This is a genomic window from Bradyrhizobium sp. HKCCYLS1011 (assembly GCF_051167795.1).
Taxonomy (GTDB): Bacteria; Pseudomonadota; Alphaproteobacteria; order Rhizobiales; family Xanthobacteraceae; genus Bradyrhizobium.
The window spans coordinates 478321-500532 of record NZ_JBNPTT010000002.1 but is presented as its reverse complement, the minus strand read 5'-3'; the positions used below and the strand labels follow the sequence as shown (position 1 = coordinate 500532).

The following is a 22212-nucleotide window of genomic DNA, read 5'->3' as shown; positions in this document are numbered from 1 at the left end:
CTAATTTAGCGGTGCCCGGCTCTGCGTCCAGCGCTGCAGCCGGTTGACGGCGAGGATGATCAGGAAGGCGACCACCAGCATCACGACGGCGATCGCGGTGGCATCGGCATAGCGGTATTCCGACAGCCGGATCACGATCAGAAGCGGCGCGATCTCGGAGACGTTCGGCAGGTTGCCGGCGATGAAGATCACCGAGCCGTACTCGCCCACCGCACGCGCAAAGGCGAGCGCAAAGCCGGTCAGGAGCGCCGGCGTCAGGCTGGGCAGGATCACCCTGGTCACGATCTGCCAGCGGCCGGCGCCCAGGCTCGCAGCGGCCTCCTCGATCTCGGGATCGAGATCGATCAGCACCGGCTGCACCGTCCGCACCACGAAGGGGATGCCGATGAAGATCATCGCGACGAAGATGCCGAGCGGCGTGAATGCCACCTTGATGCCGAGCGCGGCCAGCGGCGCGCCGAGCCAGCCCTTCTGGGCGAACAGCGAGGTCAGCGCCACGCCGGCGACCGCTGTTGGCAACGCGAACGGGACGTCGACGATCGCGTCGAACAGCCGTCGGCCCGGAAAGCGGTAGCGGACCAGCGCCCAGACCACGATCGTGCCCATCACCAGATTGACGCAGGCCGCCGCGAAAGCGAGCCCGAACGAGACGCGCAACGCATTCAGCGTGCGGCGGCTGGTCACGATGCCCCAGAACTGATCGAGGCTCAGGTCGGTCGAGCGGACAAACAACCCGGCGAGCGGAATCAGGACGATCAGCGACAGCCAGGTCAGCGTCAGTCCCATGGTGAGACCGAAGCCCGGCAAGGTGCTGCGTCGTGGTGCGAGAATCGTCAACAAACTACCCCGCCGGGCTCCCTGGTCTCCAGATCAGTTCTTGTAGATCTGATCGAAGATGCCGCCTTCGGCAAAGTGGTCCTTCTGCGCCTTGGTCCAGCCGCCGAATATGTCGTCGATCGTGAACAACTCGACCTTGGCGAACTCGTTCTCATGCTGCTTGGCCACCTCCGCATCGCGCGGACGATAGGAATTGCGTGCGGCGATTTCCTGGCCGTCCTTCGTATACCAGTATTTCAGATAGGCTTCAGCAACGCTCCGGCTACCCTTTTTGTCGACAACGCTGTCGACCACAGCGACCGGCGGCTCGGCCAGGATGGACAGCGAGGGGGTTACGATCTCGAACTTGTCCTTGCCGAACTCCTTGAGCGCCAGATAGGCCTCGTTCTCCCAGGCGAGCAGCACGTCGCCGACGCCCCGCTCGACGAAGGTCACGGTGGCGCCGCGCGCCCCGGTGTCGAGCACCGGCACGTGCTGATAGAGATCACCGACGAACTGCTTGGCCTTGTCGGCCGAGCCGTATTTCTTCAGCGCATAGCCCCAGGCCGCCAGATAGTTCCAGCGCGCGCCGCCGGATGTCTTGGGGTTCGGCGTGATCACGTCTACGCCCTTCTTCAAGAGGTCATCCCAATCCTTGATGCCCTTGGGATTGCCCTTGTGCACCAGGAACACGATGGTTGAAGTGTAGGGCGCAGAATTTTGCGGAAATCGCTTCTGCCAATCAGGCGCGATCAGACCCTTGGCCGCAATCGCGTCGATGTCATAAGCGAGGGCAAGCGTAACGACGTCGGCCCGGAGCCCGTCGATGACGCTGCGCGCCTGCGCACCGGAACCGCCATGCGACTGCTTGATCTCGACGCTCTTGCCGGTGTCCTTCTGATAGGCGGCGGCAAACGCCTTGTTGAACTCGACATAGAGCTCGCGGGTCGGATCGTAGGACACGTTGAGTAGCGTGATGTCGGCGGCATAGGCCGATCCTGCCCAGGCCAGCGCCGCAGCAACAGCGAACAGTCGTCGCATCATCTGAGCTCTCCATTCCCTGCCAACATGGCCTCACCGGCCGCCGCATTCGCGCGAGCGCGCGATGCAACACGCAGCATGTTGCGGCGCAAGTCAACGAAACCGCATTTTCTTGTTTCGGTTCCGACAGCGTGGTTGTGCTACAGAGTGCTGACGGTATGGATGCCGCATTCCGTCTTGGGCCGGCCCCGCCAGCGCCCGGCGCGCGCATCCTCGTCAGCCGAGGCGCGGCTGGTGCACGGCATGCAGCCGACCGAACGGAAGCCGGACGCGACCAAGGGATGCGGCGGCAGCTTGGCCTCGGCATAGATCGCGGCGATCTCAGCTTGCGAAATATTGGCAAAGGGATTGAACTTCAGCCGGCCGCCATCCTGCTCGACGACCGAGATCGTCGAACGAGCGCCACCCTGGAAGCGCTTGCGGCCGTTGATCCATGCATCGAACGGCCCGAGCGCCCGCGCCAGCGGCTCGACCTTGCGGATGCGGCAGCAGGCGTCGGGATTGGAAAACCAGAGCTCGTTGTCGGCATCCTCGCGCGCCAGCGTCTCAGCGTCGGGCTTGATCGAGCGCACGTCACGCAGGCCGAGCCGCTCCACCAGCTGATCGCGGTAGCTCAGCGTTTCCGCGAACAGCCAGCCGGTGTCGAGGAAGATCACGGGAATGGCAGGATCGACATCGGCGATGACTTTCAACAGCGCCGCCGATTCTGTACCGAAGGACGAGACGGCGGCCAGCCGCTCGCGCCCGACGACATCGAGCGCAGCCGCAATCACCTGCTGCGGCGTGGCCGCACTCAGCGCTGCGTCGAGCTCGGCGGCCGACGGCAGACCGTCGGCCGTCCATTGAGGTACGGCATGGGCGTTCATAGGCCGGCACTCTCGGAATGGCGCAGCTGCATGCGCCGATGCAGTGCCGATATTCGTCCGTCGCCGGCGGGCTGATAGAACACCGAATAGCGCTTCACGGTCTCGGCGAACGCCTCGGCATCGGCCTGCTTCTTGACCTCGAACGCGTCGAAGCCGGCGCGCAGCATGAACACGAACTGGTCGCGCAGCACCTGCCCGGTGGCCCGCAGCTCGCCGCGATAGGCATAGCGTTCCCGCAACAGCCGCGCCTGGGTATAGGCGCGTCCGTCACGGAAGGTCGGAAACACCAGGGCGACGAGCGCGAGCCGATCGAGATAGGGCACGAGGTCGTCGACATCGCGAGCATTCGGCCAGATCACGCCGAGCTTGCCCGGGCGTTTCAGCAGCGCTTCGGGATCAGCGAGGAAGCGCTTTGCCGTCACCAGGAGCGCGGCCTGCTCCGGCAGCTCGGCATCGTCGGCCACGTGGACGAACGTATCGCTTGTGATTTTTCCGCCCTTAACGAGTGGCATAGACGCGCTCCCTGAATGGCTCGACGCCGAGCCGCTTCACCGTGTCGACAAACAGCTCATCCGGGTGCGCACGCAGCGCCAGATAGGCTTCGACAATATCCTCGATCACATCAGCCACCTCGCCATAAGGCACGGAGGGACCGATCAGGGTGCCGAGCACGGCACCTTCATCAGCACGGCCGCCGATCGTGATCTGATAGAATTCCTCGCCGTTCTTATCGACGCCGAGAATGCCGATATGGCCGACATGATGATGGCCACAGGCGTTGATGCAGCCGGAGATGTTGATGTGCAGCCGGCCGATCAGGTTCGCGGTGTCATGGTTGGCAAAGCGCCGCGTCAATTCCTGCGCGATCGGGATCGAGCGCGCATTCGCTAGCGAGCAGTAGTCGAGGCCCGGACAGGCGATGATGTCGGAGACGAGATTGACGTTGGGGATCGCCAGCCCGACCGCGTCCAGCGCCTTCCACAGCGCCGGCAGGTCGCGCTTCCTGACATGCGGCAGCGCCAGGTTCTGCTCATGGCCGACGCGGATCTCGCCGAAGGAATATTTGTCGGCGATGTCGGCGAGCGCATCCATCTGCTCGGCGGTGGCATCGCCGGGCGGGCCGCCGACCGGCTTCAGCGAGATGGTGACGATCGCATAGCCCTGCACCTTGTGCGGAAACACCGAGTTCTTGCGCCAGGCCTCGAATTTCGCATCGTGCGCCGCCCGCTTCAGCTCGTCGGGCATATGCGGCAACGTCTCGTAGGCCGGATAGAAGAAGCGCGAGCGGATGTCCTCGATCATGTCGTCGTCGAGCTTGAGCACGCCGTCGCGGATCTGCTGCCACTCCTCCTCGACCTCGGCCGCGAACTTCTCGACCCCGAGCTCGTGCACCAGGATCTTGATCCGCGCCTTGTAGATGTTGTCGCGCCGGCCGTACTGGTTGTAGACGCGCAGGATCGCCTCGAGATAGCTCAGGATGTCGTGGCCGTGCACGAACGGCTTGATGGTCTTGGCGATGAAGGGCGTGCGGCCGAGCCCGCCGCCGACCAGCACCTCGAAGCCGGTCTCACCGTCCGCGTTCTTGATCAGCTTCAAGCCGACATCGTGGATCTTGATCGCGGCACGATCATGCTCGGAGGCCGTGATCGCGATCTTGAACTTGCGTGGCAGGAACGAGAATTCCGGATGCAGGGTCGTGAACTGGCGCAGCAGCTCGGCCCAGATGCGCGGATCCTCGATTTCGCCGGGCGCGACGCCCGCCCATTGGTCGGCGGTGACGTTCCGCAGATTGTTGCCGGAGGTCTGCATCGACTGGATGCCCACTTCAGCAAGGTCGGCCATCGCATCCGGCAGCTCGGCAAGCTTGATCCAGTTGAACTGGATGTTCTGCCGCGTGGTGAAGTGGCCATAGCCGCGGTCATACCGCCGCGCCACGTGGGCGAGCCGCCGCAGCTGATCCGACGCCAGCGTGCCGTAGGGGATGGCGATGCGGTACATATAGGCGTGCAGCTGCAGATAGACGCCGTTCTGCAGCCGCAGCATCTTGAACTCGTCCTCGGTGAGCTCGCCGGAGAGGCGGCGCTTCACCTGGTCGCGGAATTCAGCGACGCGCTCATTGACCAGCGTGCGGTCGATCTCGTCGTAAGCATACATGGGTAAATAGCCTCTTAGACCTGGGCCGGCTGCACCGGCAGCGCGATCGTGGTGCCCTTGACCCGGATGCGTTCGCGCAAATTGCCGGGCTTGATGGCGCCATCATCCTCGATCTCGACCGGGGCGATATAGGCACCGACCGCGCCCACATCATCGCCGACGGCCTCGACGAGCAGCGCACGCGCGTCGTTGACGGTGCGAACGATCGCAGCGTCGGCGATCTCGGTCGACCAGCTCTTCGCGGTGGTGCGCCAGATCACCGCGCCGTCAGCGGTCCGGTTTGCAGTGATCACGGACGGGCCGGTGATCTTGATTTTCTGTTCGAGCGGAGAGGTCATTTCAGGCAGGTTCCAGGATGTGCGCGATCACGCGGCTGAGGTTCTGCTGACGCCATGGTGCGGAATGCGCCACCACGTCGCCGATGATGAGAATGGCGGGGCCGCCGTCGATCTTGCGGATCAGATCCGGCAACTGCCCGAGCGTGCCGACCGCGGCCTGCGCGTCAGGCCGCGTCACCTTGGCGAACACGCCGACCGGCGTGTCGGGCGAGCGGCCCGCGGCGAGCAATCCGGCGCGCACCGCGGGCGCGGCCGTCATGCCCATATAGACCACGACCGTCATCTCGGTGTCGGTCAAAGCCGACCAGTCGACCGCCTCGGCATCATGGGTCTTGTGCGCGGTGAGAAAGGTGATGCGCCGCGCCTTATTGCGGAAGGTCAGCGGCACCTCGAATTGCGCGGCGGCGCCAAGGCCAGCGGTGATGCCGGGCACAATCGAATAGGCGACGCCGGCATCACGCAGCGCATCGACCTCCTCGCCGCCGCGGCCGAACACATAGGCGTCGCCGCCCTTCAGCCTGACGACGCGCTTGCCCTCGCGCGCGGCCTCGATCAGGAGCTTGTTGACGGCGTCCTGGCCGATGCCGGGCTTGCCGATGCGGCGGCCGACCGGCACGCGCGCAGCATCGCGGCGGATGCGGTCCAAAATCTCCGGCGTGACCAATTCATCATAGTAGACGATATCGGCGTCCTGCAGCGCGCGCAGCGCCTTGATCGTGAGCAGATCGGGATCGCCGGGGCCGGCGCCGACCAGGGTCACATGTCCCTCGCCTTGGCCTACATCAGCGCGAGCGTAAGCGGTGGGATCGCCGATGCCATGCAGCGCGGCTTCCGCTTCCGCCTTGCGCCCCGCGAGCACCAGCGCACCGATCGGGCCGTCGACAATGCGCTCCCAGAAGCGGCGGCGCAGCGGCATCTCGGCGATACCGGAATTGATCGTCTTTCGGAACGCGCCGATGAAGCTCGCGAGCTCGCCGATCCGTGCCGGCAGCACCGCCTCGATCTTTTCACGCAGGCGGCGCGCCACCACCGGCGAAGTGCCGCCGGTGCCGATCGCCACCACCACGTCGCCGCGATCCACGATCGCCGGAAAGATGAAGGTGGAATGATCGAGATCATCCATCACGTTGACAGGCAGGCCGAGCGACTTGGCGCGCGCCGACATCGCCACGCCGACATCGCCGGCGCCGGCGCACAGCACGGCGATGACGCCGGTGAGTTCGGCGGTCAGCGGATCGCCATCGGCGAATTCGATCTGCTTGTTGTCGTCGCGCAGGCCGGCAAGATCATGCGCAGCGTCGGTCGAAAACCAGCGCACGCGCGCGCCGGCGGCGAGCAGCACCCGAAGTTTGGCGAGCGCCAGCTCCCCCGCGCCGACGAGCAGCACGGGACCGGTCTTCAGATCAAGGAACACCGGTAGATATTGCATTGCGTCCTGGCGTTTCGACTCTTCGGGGTTGACTGGAATTATTTTCTATATAAGTGTCCAACCTCGCCGGTAAAGAGAAAAATTTTTTCCTCTTTTTTCGGCGCTTACCATAGAATTTTCGTCTCGGTAGGCCAGGACTCGGAGCATGCACGTTCTCGACAATGATTTCGCAAAAGACAAGCTGGCCGCCTCGCAGGTCGATCAAGCATCTTCCGTGCCGCGCATCCTGACCTCGGCGCCGACGATGGATCATCTCGACGCGCTGGAAGCGCAGAGCATCTACATTCTCCGCGAGGCCTTTGCACGGCTGAAAAAGCTGGCGCTCTTGTGGTCGCTCGGCAAGGACTCCAACGTGATGATCTGGCTGGCGCGCAAGGCGTTCTTCGGCCGCGTCCCGTTTCCGTGTCTGCATGTCGATACGGGCAAAAAGTTTCCAGAGATGTACGCCTTCCGCGACACTTACGCGAAGGAATGGGGCCTCGACCTCAAGGTCGACCCGTGCCCGCCGATCGACGCCGTCGATCCGACCCTGCCGCCGGCGGCACGCTCGGCCGCGCGCAAGACCGAGGGCCTCAAGATGGCGCTCGCCAAATACGGCTTCGACGGGCTGATCGCCGGCATCCGCCGCGACGAGGAGGCGACGCGCGCGAAAGAGCGCGTGTTCTCGCCGCGCGGCGCCGAAGGCCATTGGGACGTGCGCGACCAGCCGCCGGAGTTCTGGGACCATTTCAACGCCTCGCCGCCGCCGGGCGCTCACTTACGCATCCACCCGATCCTGCATTGGACCGAGGCGGACATCTGGGCCTACACCCAGCGCGAGAACATCCCGATCATTCCGCTTTATCTGGCCAAGGACGGCAAGCGCTATCGCTCGCTCGGCGATCAGGACATCACCTTCCCGGTCGCCTCCACCGCCTCGAACATCGCGGAGATCCTGGCCGAGCTGGAAAACACCAAGGTGCCGGAGCGCGCCGGGCGCGCGCTCGACCACGAGACCGAAGACGCCTTCGAGCGGCTGCGCGTCGCCGGCTATCTGTGATCGGGAGCGTTAAGCAATGAACATGATGCTCCCCTCCGCCGTGTCGGCCACGCCGAACGGCACCACGCGCCCGCAGGTCCGCATCGTCATCGTCGGCCATGTCGACCACGGCAAATCCACCCTGGTCGGCCGGCTCCTGCATGAGACCGGCAGCCTGCCCGAGGGCAAGCTGGAGATGCTCAAGACGGTCAGCGCCCGGCGCGGCATGCCGTTCGAATGGTCGTTCCTGCTGGACGCGCTGCAGACCGAGCGCGACCAGGGCATCACCATCGACACCACGCAGATCCGATTCCGCACCAATGCGCGCGACGTGGTGCTGATCGATGCGCCCGGCCATGCCGAGTTCCTGCGCAACATGATCACCGGCGCCTCGCAGGCCGACGGCGCGGTCTTGATCATCGACGCGCTCGAAGGCGTGCGCGACCAGACCCGCCGCCACGGCTATCTGTTGCATCTGCTCGGCGTCCGCCAGGTCGCCGTCGTCGTCAACAAGATGGACCGGGTCGATTTCTCGGCCACCCGCTTCAACGAAATCAAGGACGAGATCTCGGCGCATCTCGAAGGTCTCGGCGTGACGCCGGTGGCTGTGATCCCGATCTCGGCGCGCGACGGCGACGGCGTCGCCATCAGAACCTCGCGGATCGGCTGGTACAAGGGCCCGACCGTGGTCGAGGCGCTCGATGCGCTGGAGCCGGCGCGGCCGCTGGAAACCCTGCCGCTGCGGCTGCCGGTGCAGGCGATCTACAAATTCGATGACCGACGCATCATCGCCGGACGTATCGAGTCCGGTCAGCTTCGCGCCGGCGACGAGATCGTGATCATGCCGGCCGGCAAGATCGCCAAGATCCGCAGCGTCGAAGGCTGGCCGGCGACGCCGGTGACAGTGCCGCAAGGAGCGGGCCGCGCCGTCGGCATCACGCTCGACCGCGAGCTGTTCATCGAGCGCGGCGACGTCATTGCCCATGTCGCCAAGGAGCCGCAGGCGACACGACGGCTGCATGCGCGCATCTTCTGGCTACACGACACCCCGCTCAAGAAGGGCGACAGCATCCTGGTGCGGCTCGGCACCCGCGAGACCCGCGCCAGCGTCATTGCGATCGAGAAGGCGATCGATCCCGGCGCGCTCGCGAGCGAAGAGACCGCGGTGGTCGGCCGCAACCATGTCGGCGAGATCGCGATCGCGCTGGCGCAGCCGGTAGCGGCCGATGCCACCGCCGAGAATCCGCGCACCGGGCGGCTGGTGATCGAGGTCAACGGCCGCATCGCCGGCGGCGGCCTGGTACTGTCGGTCGATGAAGGCAGACGCGCCACCCCGGTCGACATCGTGCCGGTGGAATCGGCGCTGCAGCCGCAGGAGCGTGCCGAGCGTTTCCGCCACAAGGGCGCGGTGGTGTGGCTCACGGGCCTGCCTGGCGCCGGCAAGTCGACCTTGGCGCGCGCGCTGGAGCGGCGGCTGTTCACCCGCGGCGGCGCGCCGGTGCTGCTCGACGGCGACACCTTGCGCGCCGGGCTGAACAAGGATCTCGGCTTCACGCCCGAGGATCGCGCCGAGAACATCCGCCGCCTCGCCGAGGTGGCCACGCATCTCGCCCGCAACGGCCATATCGCTGTTGTCGCGGCGGTGTCGCCCGCACGCGAGGACCGCGCCGCGGCCCGACGCATCGCCGGCGATCTGTTCCGCGAAGTCTATGTCGCCACGCCCGCCGAGGTGTGCGAAAACCGCGATCCCAAGGGGCACTACGCCAAGGCCCGCGCCGGCAGCCTGAAAGGCTTCACCGGCATCGGCAACGACTACGAGCCGCCGACCGACGCAGAGCTCGTGATCGACACGTCAGCCTGGCCGGTCGCCGAAGCCACCGACGCGATCGAGCGGCTGCTCGCCTCGACCAGCGTGCTGTTCGACGACATCGCGGATCTGGCGGCGAATATCTGACGACTGACTCTGTCGCACACGTCATTGCGAGCGAAGCGGATTGCTTCCTCGCTCGCGCTCCTCGCAATGACGATCACCGAGCAGTCGTCGTAGCAACCATTAGAAATATCACCGCGACGCGTGAAGATCGGAAGATGAGGCGCAGCGCACATGAATGCGCCCTCTTCCCTTGTGGGAGAGGGCATATAGGAAAGCGCGGCAAGCTCGGTCGGGTGAGGGGTATGCCTCAACGAGCGTCCTTCGCGAAGAGATACCCCTCACCCGACTGAGTGTGTCGATGGCCCGGAGATGCCCTCTCCCGCAAGGGGAGAGGGCGCTGTATCGGACAGCGTAGCGCAGACCGACATAGCTCAGTCTGTATGATGGGCAGTGCCCACCGCCTCCGTCTTAAGCGACGATTGACGCGAATGCCTCAACGGCTCCGGTCGTCATCGCCCGCTTCAGGCGGGCGATCCAGTATTCCGGAAGCGGCTGTGCTCAACCGAGACGTTTCGGCGTACTGGATGCCCCGCTTGAAGCGGGGCATGGCGGTGTTGCCTTGAGGCCGCACGCGCTCAGCGCTGTGAGCAGCTTACGATCGGTTGAGCGCTGGCGAACCCGTCGCCCCGTGCAGGTACCGAACTCCGTCCGACGATGAGCTTCGCGTTGCTCAACTCATCTTACGCTCCCTGACACGAAGCGTCACCCGGCAGGCGCCGGCATCGATCGACGATGTAAACGCAAGGTGCCTTGTCGTCCTGTAGAGCCGCGATACCCGCCTCGACCGCATACATTCACTTGCACAACTACTTTTCGGCAGTGACAATGGGGAAACAGGTCGCTGGGCGATGACGATGGCTACCATGCTGTTTTGGGCGCGATTGATGGTCGCCATGACCATCGTGGTCGAAGCGGGTGCGGTCGTGGCGGAGCCTGCCACGACGCCGCCGATTGCCGAATTCGGGGCGTTGCCCGACGCCATGATCTTCTACGTCGCACACGGTCCGCCTGACGCCTGCGGTCGCGGCTGCGCCGACTGGATCGCGGCCGAAGGCACGATCCAGTTCGACACTTTCAAACGGCTGATCGCGATCCTCGACCGCCAGTCCGGACGCAAGCTGCCGGTCGTCATCAACGTGCACACCGAATCCAACCTCAGCGTCGCGGTAAGCCTCGGCCGCATCCTGCGCGACCGCGGCCTCGACGCCAGCGTCGGCCGAACGATGGTCGCAGCCTGCGGCGACAAATCGCAAGCCGATTGCCTGATGCTGAAGCGCTCGGGCGGCGCGCTCGACGCGAGCATCGATGCCGCCAATTTCGAATGCAACATCGGCTGTGTGCTGATGCTGGCCGGCGGCGTGCGCCGCACGCTGCCGCCGGATGTGAACGTGCTTCTTGTCGGCATGGAGATCCACAACCGGCTCGCGCCGAACGTCTCCGCCGAGCATCGCGCCGGTTTGACCGCGCACTACGGCGAGCAGTTCCGGCTCTATCTGCGCGAGATGGGCGTCGACCCCACCCTGCTCGACATCGTCGATCGCAACTGGGCCGACCGCAGACGGCCCACCGAGGTGCCGCCGTCCGCATGGCTCAAGCTCGGCCTCATCACCTCGGGCGCGCTGTAGGACTGTGCGGCCCGGATGAGCGCCAGCGACGTCCGAAGACCCCAGGTATCGCTTGCGCTCAGGCGGGCGATGCGGACCGGTCAAATCGAACCAGTCAGCCCGGCGGACAAATAGGCCTCGACATCCGGTCCGGCCGGATTTGCCAGGACGTGGTCCAGCCAAGCCTGCCGTTCGAAGGCCTGCACGGCCAGCTCCCAGACGCAGGGACCATAATGCTCCGCGCTGAGATCGGCGAAGCGGGTCGGATCGGTGAGCGGCGCGCGGAAGTGATGATGGCGCAGGATGTCGCAATCTTCCCAGCGGTCGATCAGGAGCCAGACGCCGGCTTCACCGACGTGAATGGTGAGGAAGCCGATGTTGCTGTCCAGCTCGGTTTCCGGCAACTCCCGGAGCACCGACGCGCTCGTGTCCCACGCGGCTTCGATGATATCCGGGACGTCCGACGCGACACCGCTGACGGTGATCGCATTGATCTTCGCGCGCCATCTGCCGCAGCTCCGCGTTCCCAGGAACGTGACCATGCGCGGTCGGTACTGATAAGCGGCCAGACGTTGAAGATGCTGCATGTATTCAATTTCATCCCGAGTATCCGCACCACTTCCGCAGGCGCCGATGCATGCTATAGTACCTCACACCTGCACGCCATCGACTGCGGAGCCTCCGATGTGGAAGGCGCTTTGGAAGAAATGGACCATCGATAAACCCGCTCTCATGGGTGATTGGCTGTGGGAAGTTCTGGTCGTTCAGCTCGCCGCCTTGCTGGATCGATTGACGCTAAGGAAGGTGATCGCGTTCCTCCCGGTCATCGTCGTTGTTCTCGCGTACCATCACCAGATCCCACTTCCGCCCGAATTGATGCTGGTCGGCGATGTCCTGGCCTATATCGATATTGTCTCGGTCCTGCTCGTGCTCGGCATCCTGAGCCGCGTCACGACGATCCTGTTCCTCGTCAAGCAGGCAACCGCACGGATCGCTGGATTCACGAGCCGTCTCATGACTGCGGCTGGTCGGCTGGATCTGCGGCACCGGCGCGAGAGCGGCACGAGAATTAGGAAGCGGCTGCCCAATCGCTCCGGCAATGACAGCGATGACGAACCAATCATGGCGGGCGGCCTCGCTTGGGCTTAGTACGCGAGGTGGGCAAAGCGCTTAGCGCCGCGCCCACCACTCCGATTTCTACAACAAGGATGGTGGGCTTTCGCCCTTCCGGCCACGGCGGACAGTGTTACGCGCTGATTTTGACAGACCGATCGGATAGCAGGCAGAGCCGAGACAAGCCTCCGCAGAGCGCGTGCCGCAGCTTCCCAACAAGCTTGTCGCACGGGAAGGGAGATCGAGATGGATGATCGAACGGTGCGGGCAGCGCTCGAACGTCATTGGGACGCCTCCGACGCCAGCGACTTCGAGGTCGAACATGAAATCTACCACGCCGATGCCGTGCTAGACTATCCGCAGTCGGGCGAGCGCATCCGTGGCCGACGCAACATCCAAGAGAGCCGGACCGTCCAGCCGAACAAGAAGCATTTCAAGGTCCGGCGAATGATCGGCAACGGTGATCTCTGGGTCACCGAGTTCGTCCTTACCTATGACGGCAGGCCCTCCTACACCGTCAGCATCATGGAATTCCGCGACGGGCTCGTGGTCCACGAAACCCAATATTTCGCCGACCCGTTCGAGCCCGGTCCCTCGCGCGCGCATCTTGTCGAGCGGCAGGCGTAATGGGATGAACGAGCCGAACCCATCGCGACGAGTTCGCTGATGCCCATCCTATCTCACCGAGAGTGCATATTCTCAATTGATCGAATTCGCCGAAAGGAGAAAGCTCGGGCGGCATGGATGGTCGGCTATGAGAAAGTGAGAGAGTGTGTCATGGTCGCAAGCGCCAGCTTTTCCGAATTCCTGCGCGAACAATTCGCGTCTCTCGGGCCGCTCACATTTCGTCGCATGTTCGGCAAGACGGGCGTCTTCTGCGATGGCGTGATGCTGGCCGTGGTGACCGACGATACGCTCTATTTCCGGGTGGACGAGAGCAACAAGCCGATCTTCGCAGAAGCCGCAGCGTTCCCACCGCTGAACTATACCAAGGGCGGACGCAGCATCGACCTTGCATTTTGGCGTGCACCGGAACGGCTGCTCGATGAACCGGATGAACTCGTGACCTGGGCACGCGCGGCACTCGCCGCAGCGCACCGTGTCGCGGCACGGCGCGTGCCGGACAGGACGGTGAAAGACACACGCCGAAAGCGCCGTACCGGCGGGGCGTAGGGTGAGCAAAGGCGCCAAGCGCTGTGCCCACCGCCAAACTGTACAACAAGGATGGTGGGCACGCTTCGCTTTGCCCACCCTACGACTCCGTATTCTATCCGTTGACTTTCACTGCAGCGAACGAGGCCGCTCTTGACGATGAGCGGCCCTGCCCGGCGGGCAAATCGGTCGACGTCGAGCCACCGATCCGCCCTCCGCAGAGTACGTCGCATCCCAAAATCTGCCGCGCTTAAAAATCGATTTCACCAGCCACATCAAACTGATTTGCCCTGTCCAGACGCGGTCGTAAAAATATTCCTCTTTCGCTTTTTCAGAAGTTGATATTCACTGCCTCCATCCCGTGCTCGCGAGAGGGGCGCTTCGCGATCGTCACGAAACGTTGAGCGCGGGATGCGGTGGGCGCGTCGGGTTGCAGCGTGAGTCATCATGCGACGAACAATCTCGATGCGCACGGCGAAATCGTGTGGTCCTGGCATCCCGGTGCTGGTGCCTGCGCAATGCCGTCAGGCATTGTCGCAAACGGGGGCAATCAAGCCGGTCCCCGGGGAGATCACGTATAAGCCGTAAAGCCATTGCGCAGGGAAGGCCGGTTGTCCGGCTCGTACCTGTGGTGACTGCCGCCTGCTTTCTTTTCTGCAGGCGGGCCATGGGTGTGAGCTAACACCCGGCCTTCCCTGCGCCCTCTTCCATAGGGGGCGGATCGTTCGCACAGCTCGGGCGCTAAGCGCGCCGCGAGAACGAAGCTGCATGAGATGGCGTGAGCCTTTGGTCATGAGCATGAGTCGGAATTCGGCTTCCTCACTCTCACCGTCATCGCCCGGCTCCGACCGGGCGATCCAGTATCCCAGAGACGGCAGTGATTCCCCGAAAGGCCGCGGCGTACGGGATCACCCGCCTGCGCGGGTGATGACACCTGTCGTCATACGATCAGGGTTGAACGCGGCGGCCGTTGCCCCTCCGGTCCCCACGACGCGGATCATCATCACGGGCTGCCGGCCGGAGCGCCCGCACCCATGCGCCGGCCCGGCGCCATATGCGACGCGCCTGCCCCCTTTCCTCGCCCCCCTCTTTGGCGCTAAATGCACCGCACACACCGCCCGGGAGGCGGTTTTTTCAGCATGCCCAATTCGCGCGCAACGCCGCGCCTCTCAGAGAGAAAACGTCTGATCATGAACCGCATCGACGCCCACGGACTGAAGGTCGCCCCCGTCCTTTACGATTTCATCGCCAAGGAGGCGGCCCCAAAGACCGGGATCGAGGCCGATGCATTCTGGGCCGGGGTCGCCGCGATCATCCGCGATCTCGCCCCCCGGAATCGCGAGCTGCTGGCGTTCCGTGATGCCCTGCAGGCCAAGATCGACGCCTGGCACGTCGCCCACAAGGGCAAGGCCTTCGACCTTAATGCCTACACAGCCTTCCTGAAGGAGATCGGCTATCTGCTGCCGGAGCCGGCCACGCAAAAGGTCGAGACCGCCAATGTCGACGAAGAGATCGGCAAGATCTGCGGGCCGCAACTGGTGGTGCCGCTGACCAATGCGCGCTACGCGCTCAACGCCGCCAATGCGCGCTGGGGCTCGCTCTACGACGCCTTCTACGGCACCGATGCGATCCCGCATGACCCGAGCGAAACCGGCAAGGGCTTCAACAAGGCGCGCGGCGACAAGGTGATCGCCAAGGCCAAGGCCTTCCTCGATGCCGCGGTGCCGCTCGCGACCGGCAGCCACACCGACGTGACCTCCTACAGCGTGATCGCCGGCCAGCTCTCAGCGAAGCTGAAGAGCGGCAACGCCACCGGGTTGAAGCATGCCGCGCAATTCGCTGGCTACCAGGGCGATGCGGCCGCGCCGTCCGCGATCCTGCTGGTCAACAACGGCCTCCACGTCGATGTCCAGATCGATCGCAGCCATGTCATCGGCAAGGACGATTCGGCCGGGGTCGCCGACATGATCATGGAGGCTGCGGTCTCCACCATCCTCGACATGGAAGACTCCGTCGCTGCGGTCGACGCCGAGGACAAGGTGCTGGTCTATCGCAATACGCTGGGCCTGATGAACGGCACGCTGTCGGCCGATTTCGAGAAGGGCGGCAAGACGCTGACGCGCGACCTGCACACCGACCGCAGCTACACGACGCCGGACGGCGGAAGGCTGACCTTGCATGGCCGCAGCCTGCTGCTGATCCGCAATTGCGGGCACCACATGTTCACCGACGCCGTGCTCGACGCCAAGGGCGAGGAGGTGCCGGAGGGCATTCTCGACGCCGCCGTGACGGGTCTGCTCGCGATCCACGATCTTAAAGGTCTGTCCAAGGTCAAAAACAGCCGCACCGGCTCGATCTACATCGTCAAGCCGAAGATGCATGGGCCCGACGAGGTTGCCTTCGCCGTCGAGCTGTTCGGCCGGGTCGAGAAGCTGCTCGGCCTGCCGGAGAACACGATGAAGATCGGCATCATGGACGAGGAGCGCCGCACCACGGTCAACCTCAAGGCCTGCATCCAGCAGGCCTCCAAGCGCATCATGTTCATCAACACCGGCTTCCTCGACCGCACCGGCGATGAGATCCATACCTCGATGGAAGCGGGCCCGATGATCCGCAAGAACGAGATGAGGGCGCAGCCCTGGATCAAGGCCTACGAGGACTGGAACGTCGATATGGGCCTGATCGATGGCCTGCCGGGACATGCGCAGATCGGCAAGGGTATGTGGGCGGCGCCCGACAAGATGGCGGACATGCTGGCGCAGAAGATCGGCCACCCGCAGGCCGGCGCCACCACCGCCTGGGTGCCGTCGCCGACCGCTGCCACGCTGCATGCGCTGCACTACCACCAGGTCAATGTGCTGGCGCGGCAGCAGGAGCTCGCCAAGGGCGGCCAGCGCGCCAAGCTCTCCGACATCCTCACCATTCCGGTGTCGCAGTCGAACTGGGCGCCCGACGACGTCCGCCAGGAGATCGACAACAACTGCCAGGGCATTCTGGGCTATGTCGTGCGCTGGATCGACCAGGGCGTCGGCTGCTCCAAGGTGCCTGACATCCACGATGTCGGCCTGATGGAGGACCGCGCCACCTTGCGCATCTCCAGCCAGCATCTCGCCAATTGGCTGCATCACGGCGTCGTCACCGAGGCGCAGGTGATGGAATCGCTGAAGCGGATGGCCGAAGTGGTCGACAAGCAGAATGCCGGCGATCCGCTCTACCAGCCGATGGCCCCTTCCTTCGACGGGGTCGCCTTCAAGGCCGCCTGCGACCTGGTCTTCAAGGGGCGCACGCAGCCGAACGGCTACACCGAGTACATCCTCACGGCGCGCCGCCGCGAGGCCAAGGCTTCGGCCTAAGCGACGAAAGCCCCGGCGGTTACGCCGGGGCTTTTTCTTTCACCGGGCCACAACTTAAGACAGCTAGAAGACAGCGATATACTTCAAGAGCGAGATCACCCCGAGGATGATCACGATCACCCGGCAGATCTGCTTGGCCCGCCCGTCGATCGGCAGCAGGTTGATCAGATACAGCACGAGAATGACGACCAGAAAGGTGACAAGAGCACTGACGAGCATGGATCGACCCCCCAAGGTTGATGAAGAAATGCGCTGGCTTCCCGAGATTAACACGATCGGCGGCCGTAGGTTCCGTGACGGGAACCCAAAACTGCGCAAAGCTCCGTAGTTCAACGGAGCGCCCCTTCATCTCAATCTTTACCCTGTTAGGGAACAAATGGCTCCAATTTGGAGCGCACCATGTTGAATCGTTTGACCATTGCCGCCACGCTGAAGGCCGTCATCCTCATCATCGCGGTCTTGGTCGTTGCCCTGTTCGCCTCGCGGGCCTGGACGTCCTGGCGCGAACTGCAGGTCACCAACCGGATCGCATCGGTGGTCGATGCATCCGCCAGCATGTTCAAGGCCATGGACAAGCTGCGCGCCGATCGCACGACGACCAACCGCGTGCTGACGCTGGACGAAAAGCTCGAGCCGGATATCGAAACTTATATCCGCGGTCTTCGTAACATTCAGATGCCCGCCATGGCTCGCGCGCTCGAGATCCTGCCGGGAATCGACTTCGCGGAGCACGCGACCCTGGTCCCCGAGTTCGAGCGACTGTTCAAGACGTTGAACAATCAGCAGAAGGAATTCTGGCAGGAGATGACCAAGCCGAAGGCGGCGCGGCGCATGGCACTCGGCAAGGAATATATGGACACCGAGACCAAACTTCTGGAGACGCTCGACAAGGTCCAGAACATCCTCGCCGCCGAAGTGAACCATGCCGACGCCACCGTCGACCAGCTCCTGATGATCAAGCAGCTCGCCTGGCTGCTGCGCAATACTGCCGGCGACGCATCATTCCTGGTCTCGAACGGGCTTGCCGCCGGCAAGATGACGGCGGAAACCCACCAGAACTACATGAAGGTGGTCGGCGGCGCCGAATCAGCCTGGAAGGCGCTCCAACTGGCCGCCGGCGGCACCAAGCTGCCGCCGACGATGACGGCCGCGATGGATTCGACCATGCACGCTTATTTCGATGCGGACTATGCGGCGTTGCGTGATCGCCTGGTCAACGCGCTGGTCACGGGCCAGACGCCGGAAATGGTGGCCAACAAATGGAGCCCGTTCACGGTCGGGCGGCTCAGCGCTGCGGTCGCCGTGGCGGAGGTGGCGCTCGAAACCGCCAAGACCCACATCGAGGAGCAGCATGCATCGGCGCTGCGCGCGCTCGGCCTCGAGGTCTTCTTTCTGATCGCAGCGGTCGTGCTCGGGGGCGGCGCCATGGTCACCATCAGCTTGCGGGTGATCCATCCCCTGCATCGGATGCGCGACGCGATGCTGCAGGTGGCGTCCGGCAATCTCGGAGTCGAGACCGGCTATACGCACCGGCAGGACGAGATCGGCGCGCTCGCCGGCGCGCTCGAGACCTTCAAGAGCCAGGCGCAGGAGAAGCTTGCCATCGAAGCGCAGGAGCGCGAGCGCAATGCTGGAACGGTCGCGCGGCAGCGCGCGATCGAGACCTACGTCGCCGAGTTCGAGAGCGCCGTTCGCGACAGCCTCGAGCAGCTGGGCCAGGCCTCTAACGACATGCGCGCCACCTCGGCCGGACTGTCGGACGTGTCGCGGCAGACCAATGCCCGCGTGCAGGTGGCCGAGAAGGCCTCGAGCGATGCCTCGATGAATGTCGAGAGCGTCGCCTCCGCCGCTGAAGAGCTGAACGCTTCGATCGGCGACATCAGCCAGCAGGCGTCGCATGCGGCCGGCATTGCCAGCCGTGCCGTCGATCAGGCGCGGATGACCGATACGACCGTGCAGGGGCTTGCCCAATCCGCGAACCGCATCGGCGAGGTGGTCGGGCTCATCAACAGCATCGCGGCGCAGACCAACCTGCTCGCGCTTAATGCCACGATCGAGGCGGCGCGCGCCGGCGAGTCCGGCAAGGGCTTTGCCGTGGTCGCCTCCGAGGTGAAGACGCTGGCGAGCCAGACCGCCAAGGCCACCGACGAGATCTCCGAGCAGATCGCCGGCATTCAGAAGGTTGCTGCAGAAGCCATCGATGCGATCAAGGGGATCGGCGGTATCATCGGCGAGGTCAACGAGGTCGCGACTGCGATCGCTGCCGCCGTGCAGGAACAGGGCGCAGCGACGCAGGAGATTTCGCGCAGCACCCAATTTGCTGCACAAGGCACCAAGAACGTCTCCGACAATGTCAGCGGCGTGAAGTCGGACGCCGATGCCGCCGCGGCCGCGGCCGAGAAAGTCAAGCACGCGTCCGAGACGCTGGAGAGCCAGAGCCAGCATCTCGGCCATCAGGTCAATGAGTTCCTCAGGAAGATCCGCGCCGCCTGACGCTCGCGCTGGTCACGCGCTACTCGGACGCGACCACCGGCGCGCGCCGAAACCGCGACCGGATCGATTCCGGCGCTGGGGAAAAGTTCATCGCGGAGCGCTTGCCGGCGCTGCGGTTAGCGACCATCAGCCCGTCCGCACCGGCGACGATGTCGCCCTTGCGCAAGGTCGGGTCATTGTCGATCGAGACCTTGGCCAGCCCGAAATGATCCTTGCCGTTGCAGGTGCAGCCGTCGACGATCTCTTTGCGGTAGCGGAAGGCATTGGGCAGTTCGGAATAAGGCTTGCCACCATCGGTCTCCGCCTCGTCGATGGCGCTGCCATAGACGATCTCGGTCTTGGCTGCGGGGCAGAAGCTGTTGCAGGCTGCCTCTTTGCTCTGATCGCCGGTGGCGCCGAGCGGAAAGTAACGGCCGTCGCAGGTGCGCACGCACCAGGCCTGTCCGCCGCCACCGCTGGAGGTGACGTCCTCCCGTTCCCGCGGCGCAGGCCGGCGCGGGGACGGCGCTTCGTCCGTAAACGGAAGTCGGACATAGGGCTGCGGCGCGGGCCGCGACGGCGCCTCGAAACCACCGAACAACGACGAGAAGAAATCCTGCGCATGGGCACGCGGCAGGATCGCCAGCACCCCGGTGATCACGATTGCGCCCAGCGCGAGTGTGGCGACAGCCGACCGACCTTTCATGTCCATCCCTCGCGCCTAGTTGACTGCAGAGACCGGGATGAACATGGCTTGTCGTCCCGACGGGACCGTCGTCACGGCCGGTCGCAACGCGGCGGGACGCGTGGCGGGGAGACTGCGTGCCTGCAGCGGCGCCCCCTTCATCGGTCCCTTGGGCAGCACGACGACCTTGGTGCCGACCTGGACGCGATTGAACAGGTCGGTCACATCCTCATTGGACAGCCGGACACAGCCGGAGGAGACGAATTTGCCGATCGTCGTGGGATCATTGGTGCCGTGGATGCGGTATTCGCTGGAGCCGAGATACATCGCTCGCGCGCCGAGCGGATTGCCGGGGCCGCCCGCCATGAAGCGCGGCAGATAGGGCTGACGCGCGATCATCTCCGCCGGCGGATGCCAATCCGGCCATTCCGCCTTGTGCGTGACGGTCTGGACGCCCGACCAGGTGAACCCCTCGCGGCCCACGCCGACGCCGTAGCGGATCGCGCGGCCACCGCCGAGCACGTAGTAGAGATAGGTATTTCCGGTATCGATGATGATCGTGCCCGGCGCCTCGCGCGTGTCGAGATTGACGACCGTGCGGCGGAAGCGATCCGGGAGCAGGCTGTCTTCATCCTGAACCGCGGTGTCGGGCGTGGCGGCCTCTGGCGGGAAGAGCTCGCGCGGCGCGGGTGCGTAGCCGAGCGTCTGCGCATGTGCAGCGGAGGCCAAGCATGGCGCCAGGACCATCAAGCCGAGGAAGACCAGCGCGGAGGAGCGGCGCAGCAGCGTGCTGCGGGTGAAAGCGGACTGTGTCATGGGTGCCCCCTTGATCGGGCATCGCGCGCGGGCGATGCGGTTCATCACGCCAAACGCGGAAGGTCTTGCCGCAGTTCCGGCGCGGATGTGTTCGTCACGCACCTGTCAAGCTTTGCGAGGCTCACGTTCTCGCGACGGAACCCGAAGAGGGATCGTCCGTTACTACGAGGGCAGTCCACTGGCGCAGATCAGCGCTCGATACCTCCGGCCGCGGGAGAACGATGGTGCGCGTACTTCCGACCGAGCGGCTCATGTCGGAGGGAAATGAGAGCTCTCCGCTTCCCGAGCGCCGTAGCGAATTGCCGCCGGTCATCCGGCGTACCGAGGTGGTCGCTATCGCGCTGGTGATCCTGACGATCATCTGCGTCACCGCGGTGCTCTATGTCGCGAAGGCGTTCTTTCTTCCGGTCGTCATGGCTTTCGTGGTCGGGACCATGCTGTCGCCGGCAGCCAATTTCCTCGAGCGCTATCGGATTCCGCGCGCGATCGCCGCAGTCCTGATCGTCACGGCGGTCGCTACGGGCGTCGCCTTCATCGTCGGGCTGATCTCTGCGCCGCTGCTCGACTGGAGCAACCGGCTGCCGGAGCTTGCGACCCGGCTGAAGGACAAGCTGCATGTGTTCGACCGGCCGCTCGCGCTGTGGCACGAAATGCAAACCGCGATCGGCGGCGGCAGCCCCGAGAGCACGGCCAGCCTGCAGATTCCAAAATTCGACTGGGTCCAGCCGACCATCGAATTCCTGACACCGACCTTCACCGAATTCCTGCTGTTCTTCGCCACGTTGGTGCTGTTCATCGCGAGCTGGCGCGATCTGCGACGCGCGCTGATCATGATCTTCGCCGATCACGAAGCGCGGCTGCGCACCTTGCGCATTCTGAACGAGATGGAGCTTCATCTCGGCAATTATCTGTTGACGGTGACACTCATCAACACAGGTGTCGGCATGGCAACCGGCATCGCCTGCGCTTTGACCGGCATGCCCAACCCGGCAGGTCTCGGCGCGCTCGCCGCGACCTTGAATTTCATCCCGATCATCGGACCGATCGCGATGTTCGCAGTGCTCACCGTCGTCGGCATCATCGCATTCCCGACGCTCAGCGGCGGCCTGATGGCACCGCTAGCGTTCGCCGGCATCACGTTCATGGAAGGCCATTTCATCACGCCGACCATCATCGGCCGCCGTCTGGCGCTGAATGCGCTTGCCGTGTTCATCGCGCTCGCCTTCTGGACCTGGCTCTGGGGACCGATGGGCGCCTTCCTGGCTTCACCGCTACTGATCGTCGGGCTGATCATGAAGGAACATCTGCTGCCGGACGATTCGCCGCAACTTCCGCCCGACTAATTGGAGTTTCGTTCCTGGAACTTCCCCCATCACGCGGCGTTTTTCGGACTGACACGCCCACTTTGCCCCGGGAGCTTTC

Annotated in this window: 20 protein-coding genes; 9 read left to right on the top strand and 11 right to left on the bottom strand. The window is 64.4% G+C overall.

The annotated features are described in order from the left end of the window. The 7 genes from cysT to cysG all read right to left on the bottom strand — a co-directional run bounded on the left by cysT (position 1) and on the right by cysG (position 6644). Positions 1–837, bottom strand: a complete 837-nt coding sequence (cysT, locus tag ACQR1W_RS06880; RefSeq protein WP_434850075.1) for a sulfate ABC transporter permease subunit CysT — start codon at positions 835–837, stop codon at positions 1–3. 33 nt (positions 838–870) lie between these two features. Beyond that, positions 871–1860 (bottom strand): sulfate ABC transporter substrate-binding protein, encoded by a 990-nt coding sequence (locus ACQR1W_RS06875; protein WP_434850074.1) that lies wholly within the window; start codon positions 1858–1860, stop codon positions 871–873. Between the two features lie 137 nt (positions 1861–1997). Continuing rightward, positions 1998–2723: a phosphoadenylyl-sulfate reductase gene (locus ACQR1W_RS06870; protein WP_434850073.1), complete on the bottom strand. Its 726-nt coding sequence runs from the start codon at positions 2721–2723 to the stop codon at positions 1998–2000. After that, on the bottom strand, positions 2720–3235 hold the full coding sequence (locus tag ACQR1W_RS06865) for a DUF934 domain-containing protein (RefSeq protein ID WP_434850072.1): 516 nt from the start codon (positions 3233–3235) through the stop codon (positions 2720–2722). The genes ACQR1W_RS06870 and ACQR1W_RS06865 overlap by 4 nt, the downstream gene beginning before the upstream one ends. After that, the gene (locus tag ACQR1W_RS06860) at positions 3222–4877 is read right to left on the bottom strand and encodes a nitrite/sulfite reductase (RefSeq protein WP_008970132.1); all 1656 of its coding nucleotides are present in this window, start codon (positions 4875–4877) and stop codon (positions 3222–3224) included. The genes ACQR1W_RS06865 and ACQR1W_RS06860 overlap by 14 nt, the downstream gene beginning before the upstream one ends. A gap of 14 nt (positions 4878–4891) precedes the next feature. Next, positions 4892–5215, bottom strand: coding sequence for a DUF2849 domain-containing protein (locus ACQR1W_RS06855; RefSeq protein WP_434850071.1), 324 nt, complete (start codon positions 5213–5215; stop codon positions 4892–4894). A gap of 1 nt (position 5216) precedes the next feature. Further along, on the bottom strand, positions 5217–6644 hold the full coding sequence (gene cysG, locus ACQR1W_RS06850; RefSeq protein ID WP_434850070.1) for a siroheme synthase CysG: 1428 nt from the start codon (positions 6642–6644) through the stop codon (positions 5217–5219). 244 nt (positions 6645–6888) lie between these two features. Here cysG and cysD point away from each other — a divergent pair, with 244 nt between their 5' ends. The 3 genes from cysD (at position 6889) to ACQR1W_RS06835 (ending at position 11220) form a co-directional block, all read left to right on the top strand. Next, positions 6889–7683 carry a sulfate adenylyltransferase subunit CysD gene (cysD, locus tag ACQR1W_RS06845; protein ID WP_434850448.1) on the top strand — a complete coding sequence of 265 codons (795 nt, stop codon included), beginning with the start codon at positions 6889–6891 and terminating at the stop codon, positions 7681–7683. 22 nt (positions 7684–7705) lie between these two features. Further along, positions 7706–9616, top strand: a complete 1911-nt coding sequence (gene cysC, locus ACQR1W_RS06840) for an adenylyl-sulfate kinase (protein WP_434850447.1) — start codon at positions 7706–7708, stop codon at positions 9614–9616. 872 nt (positions 9617–10488) lie between these two features. Further along, a complete protein-coding gene (locus ACQR1W_RS06835; protein WP_434850446.1) occupies positions 10489–11220 on the top strand; it encodes a hypothetical protein in 732 nt (243 codons plus the stop codon). A gap of 80 nt (positions 11221–11300) precedes the next feature. On the opposite strand, the gene ACQR1W_RS06830 is transcribed toward ACQR1W_RS06835, so the two are convergent. Next, positions 11301–11786 (bottom strand): hypothetical protein, encoded by a 486-nt coding sequence (locus ACQR1W_RS06830; RefSeq protein ID WP_434850069.1) that lies wholly within the window; start codon positions 11784–11786, stop codon positions 11301–11303. Between the two features lie 97 nt (positions 11787–11883). Here ACQR1W_RS06830 and ACQR1W_RS06825 point away from each other — a divergent pair, with 97 nt between their 5' ends. The 4 genes from ACQR1W_RS06825 (at position 11884) to ACQR1W_RS06810 (ending at position 16817) form a co-directional block, all read left to right on the top strand. Continuing rightward, positions 11884–12348, top strand: coding sequence for a hypothetical protein (locus ACQR1W_RS06825; RefSeq protein WP_434850068.1), 465 nt, complete (start codon positions 11884–11886; stop codon positions 12346–12348). A 210-nt stretch (positions 12349–12558) separates the two neighbouring features. Continuing rightward, positions 12559–12939, top strand: a complete 381-nt coding sequence (locus ACQR1W_RS06820; protein WP_434850067.1) for a nuclear transport factor 2 family protein — start codon at positions 12559–12561, stop codon at positions 12937–12939. A 150-nt stretch (positions 12940–13089) separates the two neighbouring features. Further along, on the top strand, positions 13090–13485 hold the full coding sequence (locus ACQR1W_RS06815) for a TfoX/Sxy family protein (RefSeq protein ID WP_434850066.1): 396 nt from the start codon (positions 13090–13092) through the stop codon (positions 13483–13485). Between the two features lie 1169 nt (positions 13486–14654). Next, complete coding sequence (locus tag ACQR1W_RS06810; RefSeq protein WP_434850065.1) at positions 14655–16817, top strand: malate synthase G; 2163 nt, start codon at positions 14655–14657, stop codon at positions 16815–16817. 63 nt (positions 16818–16880) lie between these two features. Here ACQR1W_RS06810 and ACQR1W_RS06805 read toward each other — a convergent pair whose 3' ends face one another. Further along, a complete protein-coding gene (locus ACQR1W_RS06805; protein ID WP_008970144.1) occupies positions 16881–17036 on the bottom strand; it encodes a Thivi_2564 family membrane protein in 156 nt (51 codons plus the stop codon). A 180-nt stretch (positions 17037–17216) separates the two neighbouring features. Between ACQR1W_RS06805 and ACQR1W_RS06800 the strand changes: the two genes are divergently transcribed. Continuing rightward, entirely contained in the window at positions 17217–19310 is a 2094-nt protein-coding gene (locus ACQR1W_RS06800; protein ID WP_434850064.1) for a methyl-accepting chemotaxis protein, read from the top strand. A gap of 19 nt (positions 19311–19329) precedes the next feature. On the opposite strand, the gene ACQR1W_RS06795 is transcribed toward ACQR1W_RS06800, so the two are convergent. Beyond that, on the bottom strand, positions 19330–19995 hold the full coding sequence (locus ACQR1W_RS06795) for a DUF2865 domain-containing protein (RefSeq protein ID WP_434850063.1): 666 nt from the start codon (positions 19993–19995) through the stop codon (positions 19330–19332). Between the two features lie 15 nt (positions 19996–20010). Next, on the bottom strand, positions 20011–20790 hold the full coding sequence (locus ACQR1W_RS06790; protein ID WP_434850062.1) for a L,D-transpeptidase: 780 nt from the start codon (positions 20788–20790) through the stop codon (positions 20011–20013). Positions 20791–21014: 224 nt separating this feature from the next. On the opposite strand from ACQR1W_RS06790, the gene ACQR1W_RS06785 reads away from it, so the two are divergent. After that, entirely contained in the window at positions 21015–22133 is a 1119-nt protein-coding gene (locus tag ACQR1W_RS06785; protein WP_434850061.1) for an AI-2E family transporter, read from the top strand. Positions 22134–22212: the final 79 nt, after the last annotated feature.

Bases quoted from the DNA above. Each gene is read 5' to 3' on its own strand.
- ACQR1W_RS06875 (WP_434850074.1), bottom strand. From the start codon at position 1,860: ATGATGCGACGACTGTTCGCTGTTGCTGCGGCGCTGGCCTGGGCAGGA.
- ACQR1W_RS06870 (WP_434850073.1), bottom strand. From the start codon at position 2,723: ATGAACGCCCATGCCGTACCTCAATGGACGGCCGACGGTCTGCCGTCG.
- ACQR1W_RS06865 (WP_434850072.1), bottom strand. From the start codon at position 3,235: ATGCCACTCGTTAAGGGCGGAAAAATCACAAGCGATACGTTCGTCCAC.
- ACQR1W_RS06860 (WP_008970132.1), bottom strand. From the start codon at position 4,877: ATGTATGCTTACGACGAGATCGACCGCACGCTGGTCAATGAGCGCGTC.
- ACQR1W_RS06855 (WP_434850071.1), bottom strand. From the start codon at position 5,215: ATGACCTCTCCGCTCGAACAGAAAATCAAGATCACCGGCCCGTCCGTG.
- cysG (WP_434850070.1), bottom strand. From the start codon at position 6,644: ATGCAATATCTACCGGTGTTCCTTGATCTGAAGACCGGTCCCGTGCTG.
- cysD (WP_434850448.1), top strand. From the start codon at position 6,889: ATGGATCATCTCGACGCGCTGGAAGCGCAGAGCATCTACATTCTCCGC.
- cysC (WP_434850447.1), top strand. From the start codon at position 7,706: ATGATGCTCCCCTCCGCCGTGTCGGCCACGCCGAACGGCACCACGCGC.
- ACQR1W_RS06835 (WP_434850446.1), top strand. From the start codon at position 10,489: ATGACCATCGTGGTCGAAGCGGGTGCGGTCGTGGCGGAGCCTGCCACG.
- ACQR1W_RS06830 (WP_434850069.1), bottom strand. From the start codon at position 11,786: ATGCAGCATCTTCAACGTCTGGCCGCTTATCAGTACCGACCGCGCATG.
- ACQR1W_RS06825 (WP_434850068.1), top strand. From the start codon at position 11,884: ATGTGGAAGGCGCTTTGGAAGAAATGGACCATCGATAAACCCGCTCTC.
- ACQR1W_RS06820 (WP_434850067.1), top strand. From the start codon at position 12,559: ATGGATGATCGAACGGTGCGGGCAGCGCTCGAACGTCATTGGGACGCC.
- ACQR1W_RS06815 (WP_434850066.1), top strand. From the start codon at position 13,090: ATGGTCGCAAGCGCCAGCTTTTCCGAATTCCTGCGCGAACAATTCGCG.
- ACQR1W_RS06810 (WP_434850065.1), top strand. From the start codon at position 14,655: ATGAACCGCATCGACGCCCACGGACTGAAGGTCGCCCCCGTCCTTTAC.
- ACQR1W_RS06805 (WP_008970144.1), bottom strand. From the start codon at position 17,036: ATGCTCGTCAGTGCTCTTGTCACCTTTCTGGTCGTCATTCTCGTGCTG.
- ACQR1W_RS06800 (WP_434850064.1), top strand. From the start codon at position 17,217: ATGTTGAATCGTTTGACCATTGCCGCCACGCTGAAGGCCGTCATCCTC.
- ACQR1W_RS06795 (WP_434850063.1), bottom strand. From the start codon at position 19,995: ATGAAAGGTCGGTCGGCTGTCGCCACACTCGCGCTGGGCGCAATCGTG.
- ACQR1W_RS06790 (WP_434850062.1), bottom strand. From the start codon at position 20,790: ATGACACAGTCCGCTTTCACCCGCAGCACGCTGCTGCGCCGCTCCTCC.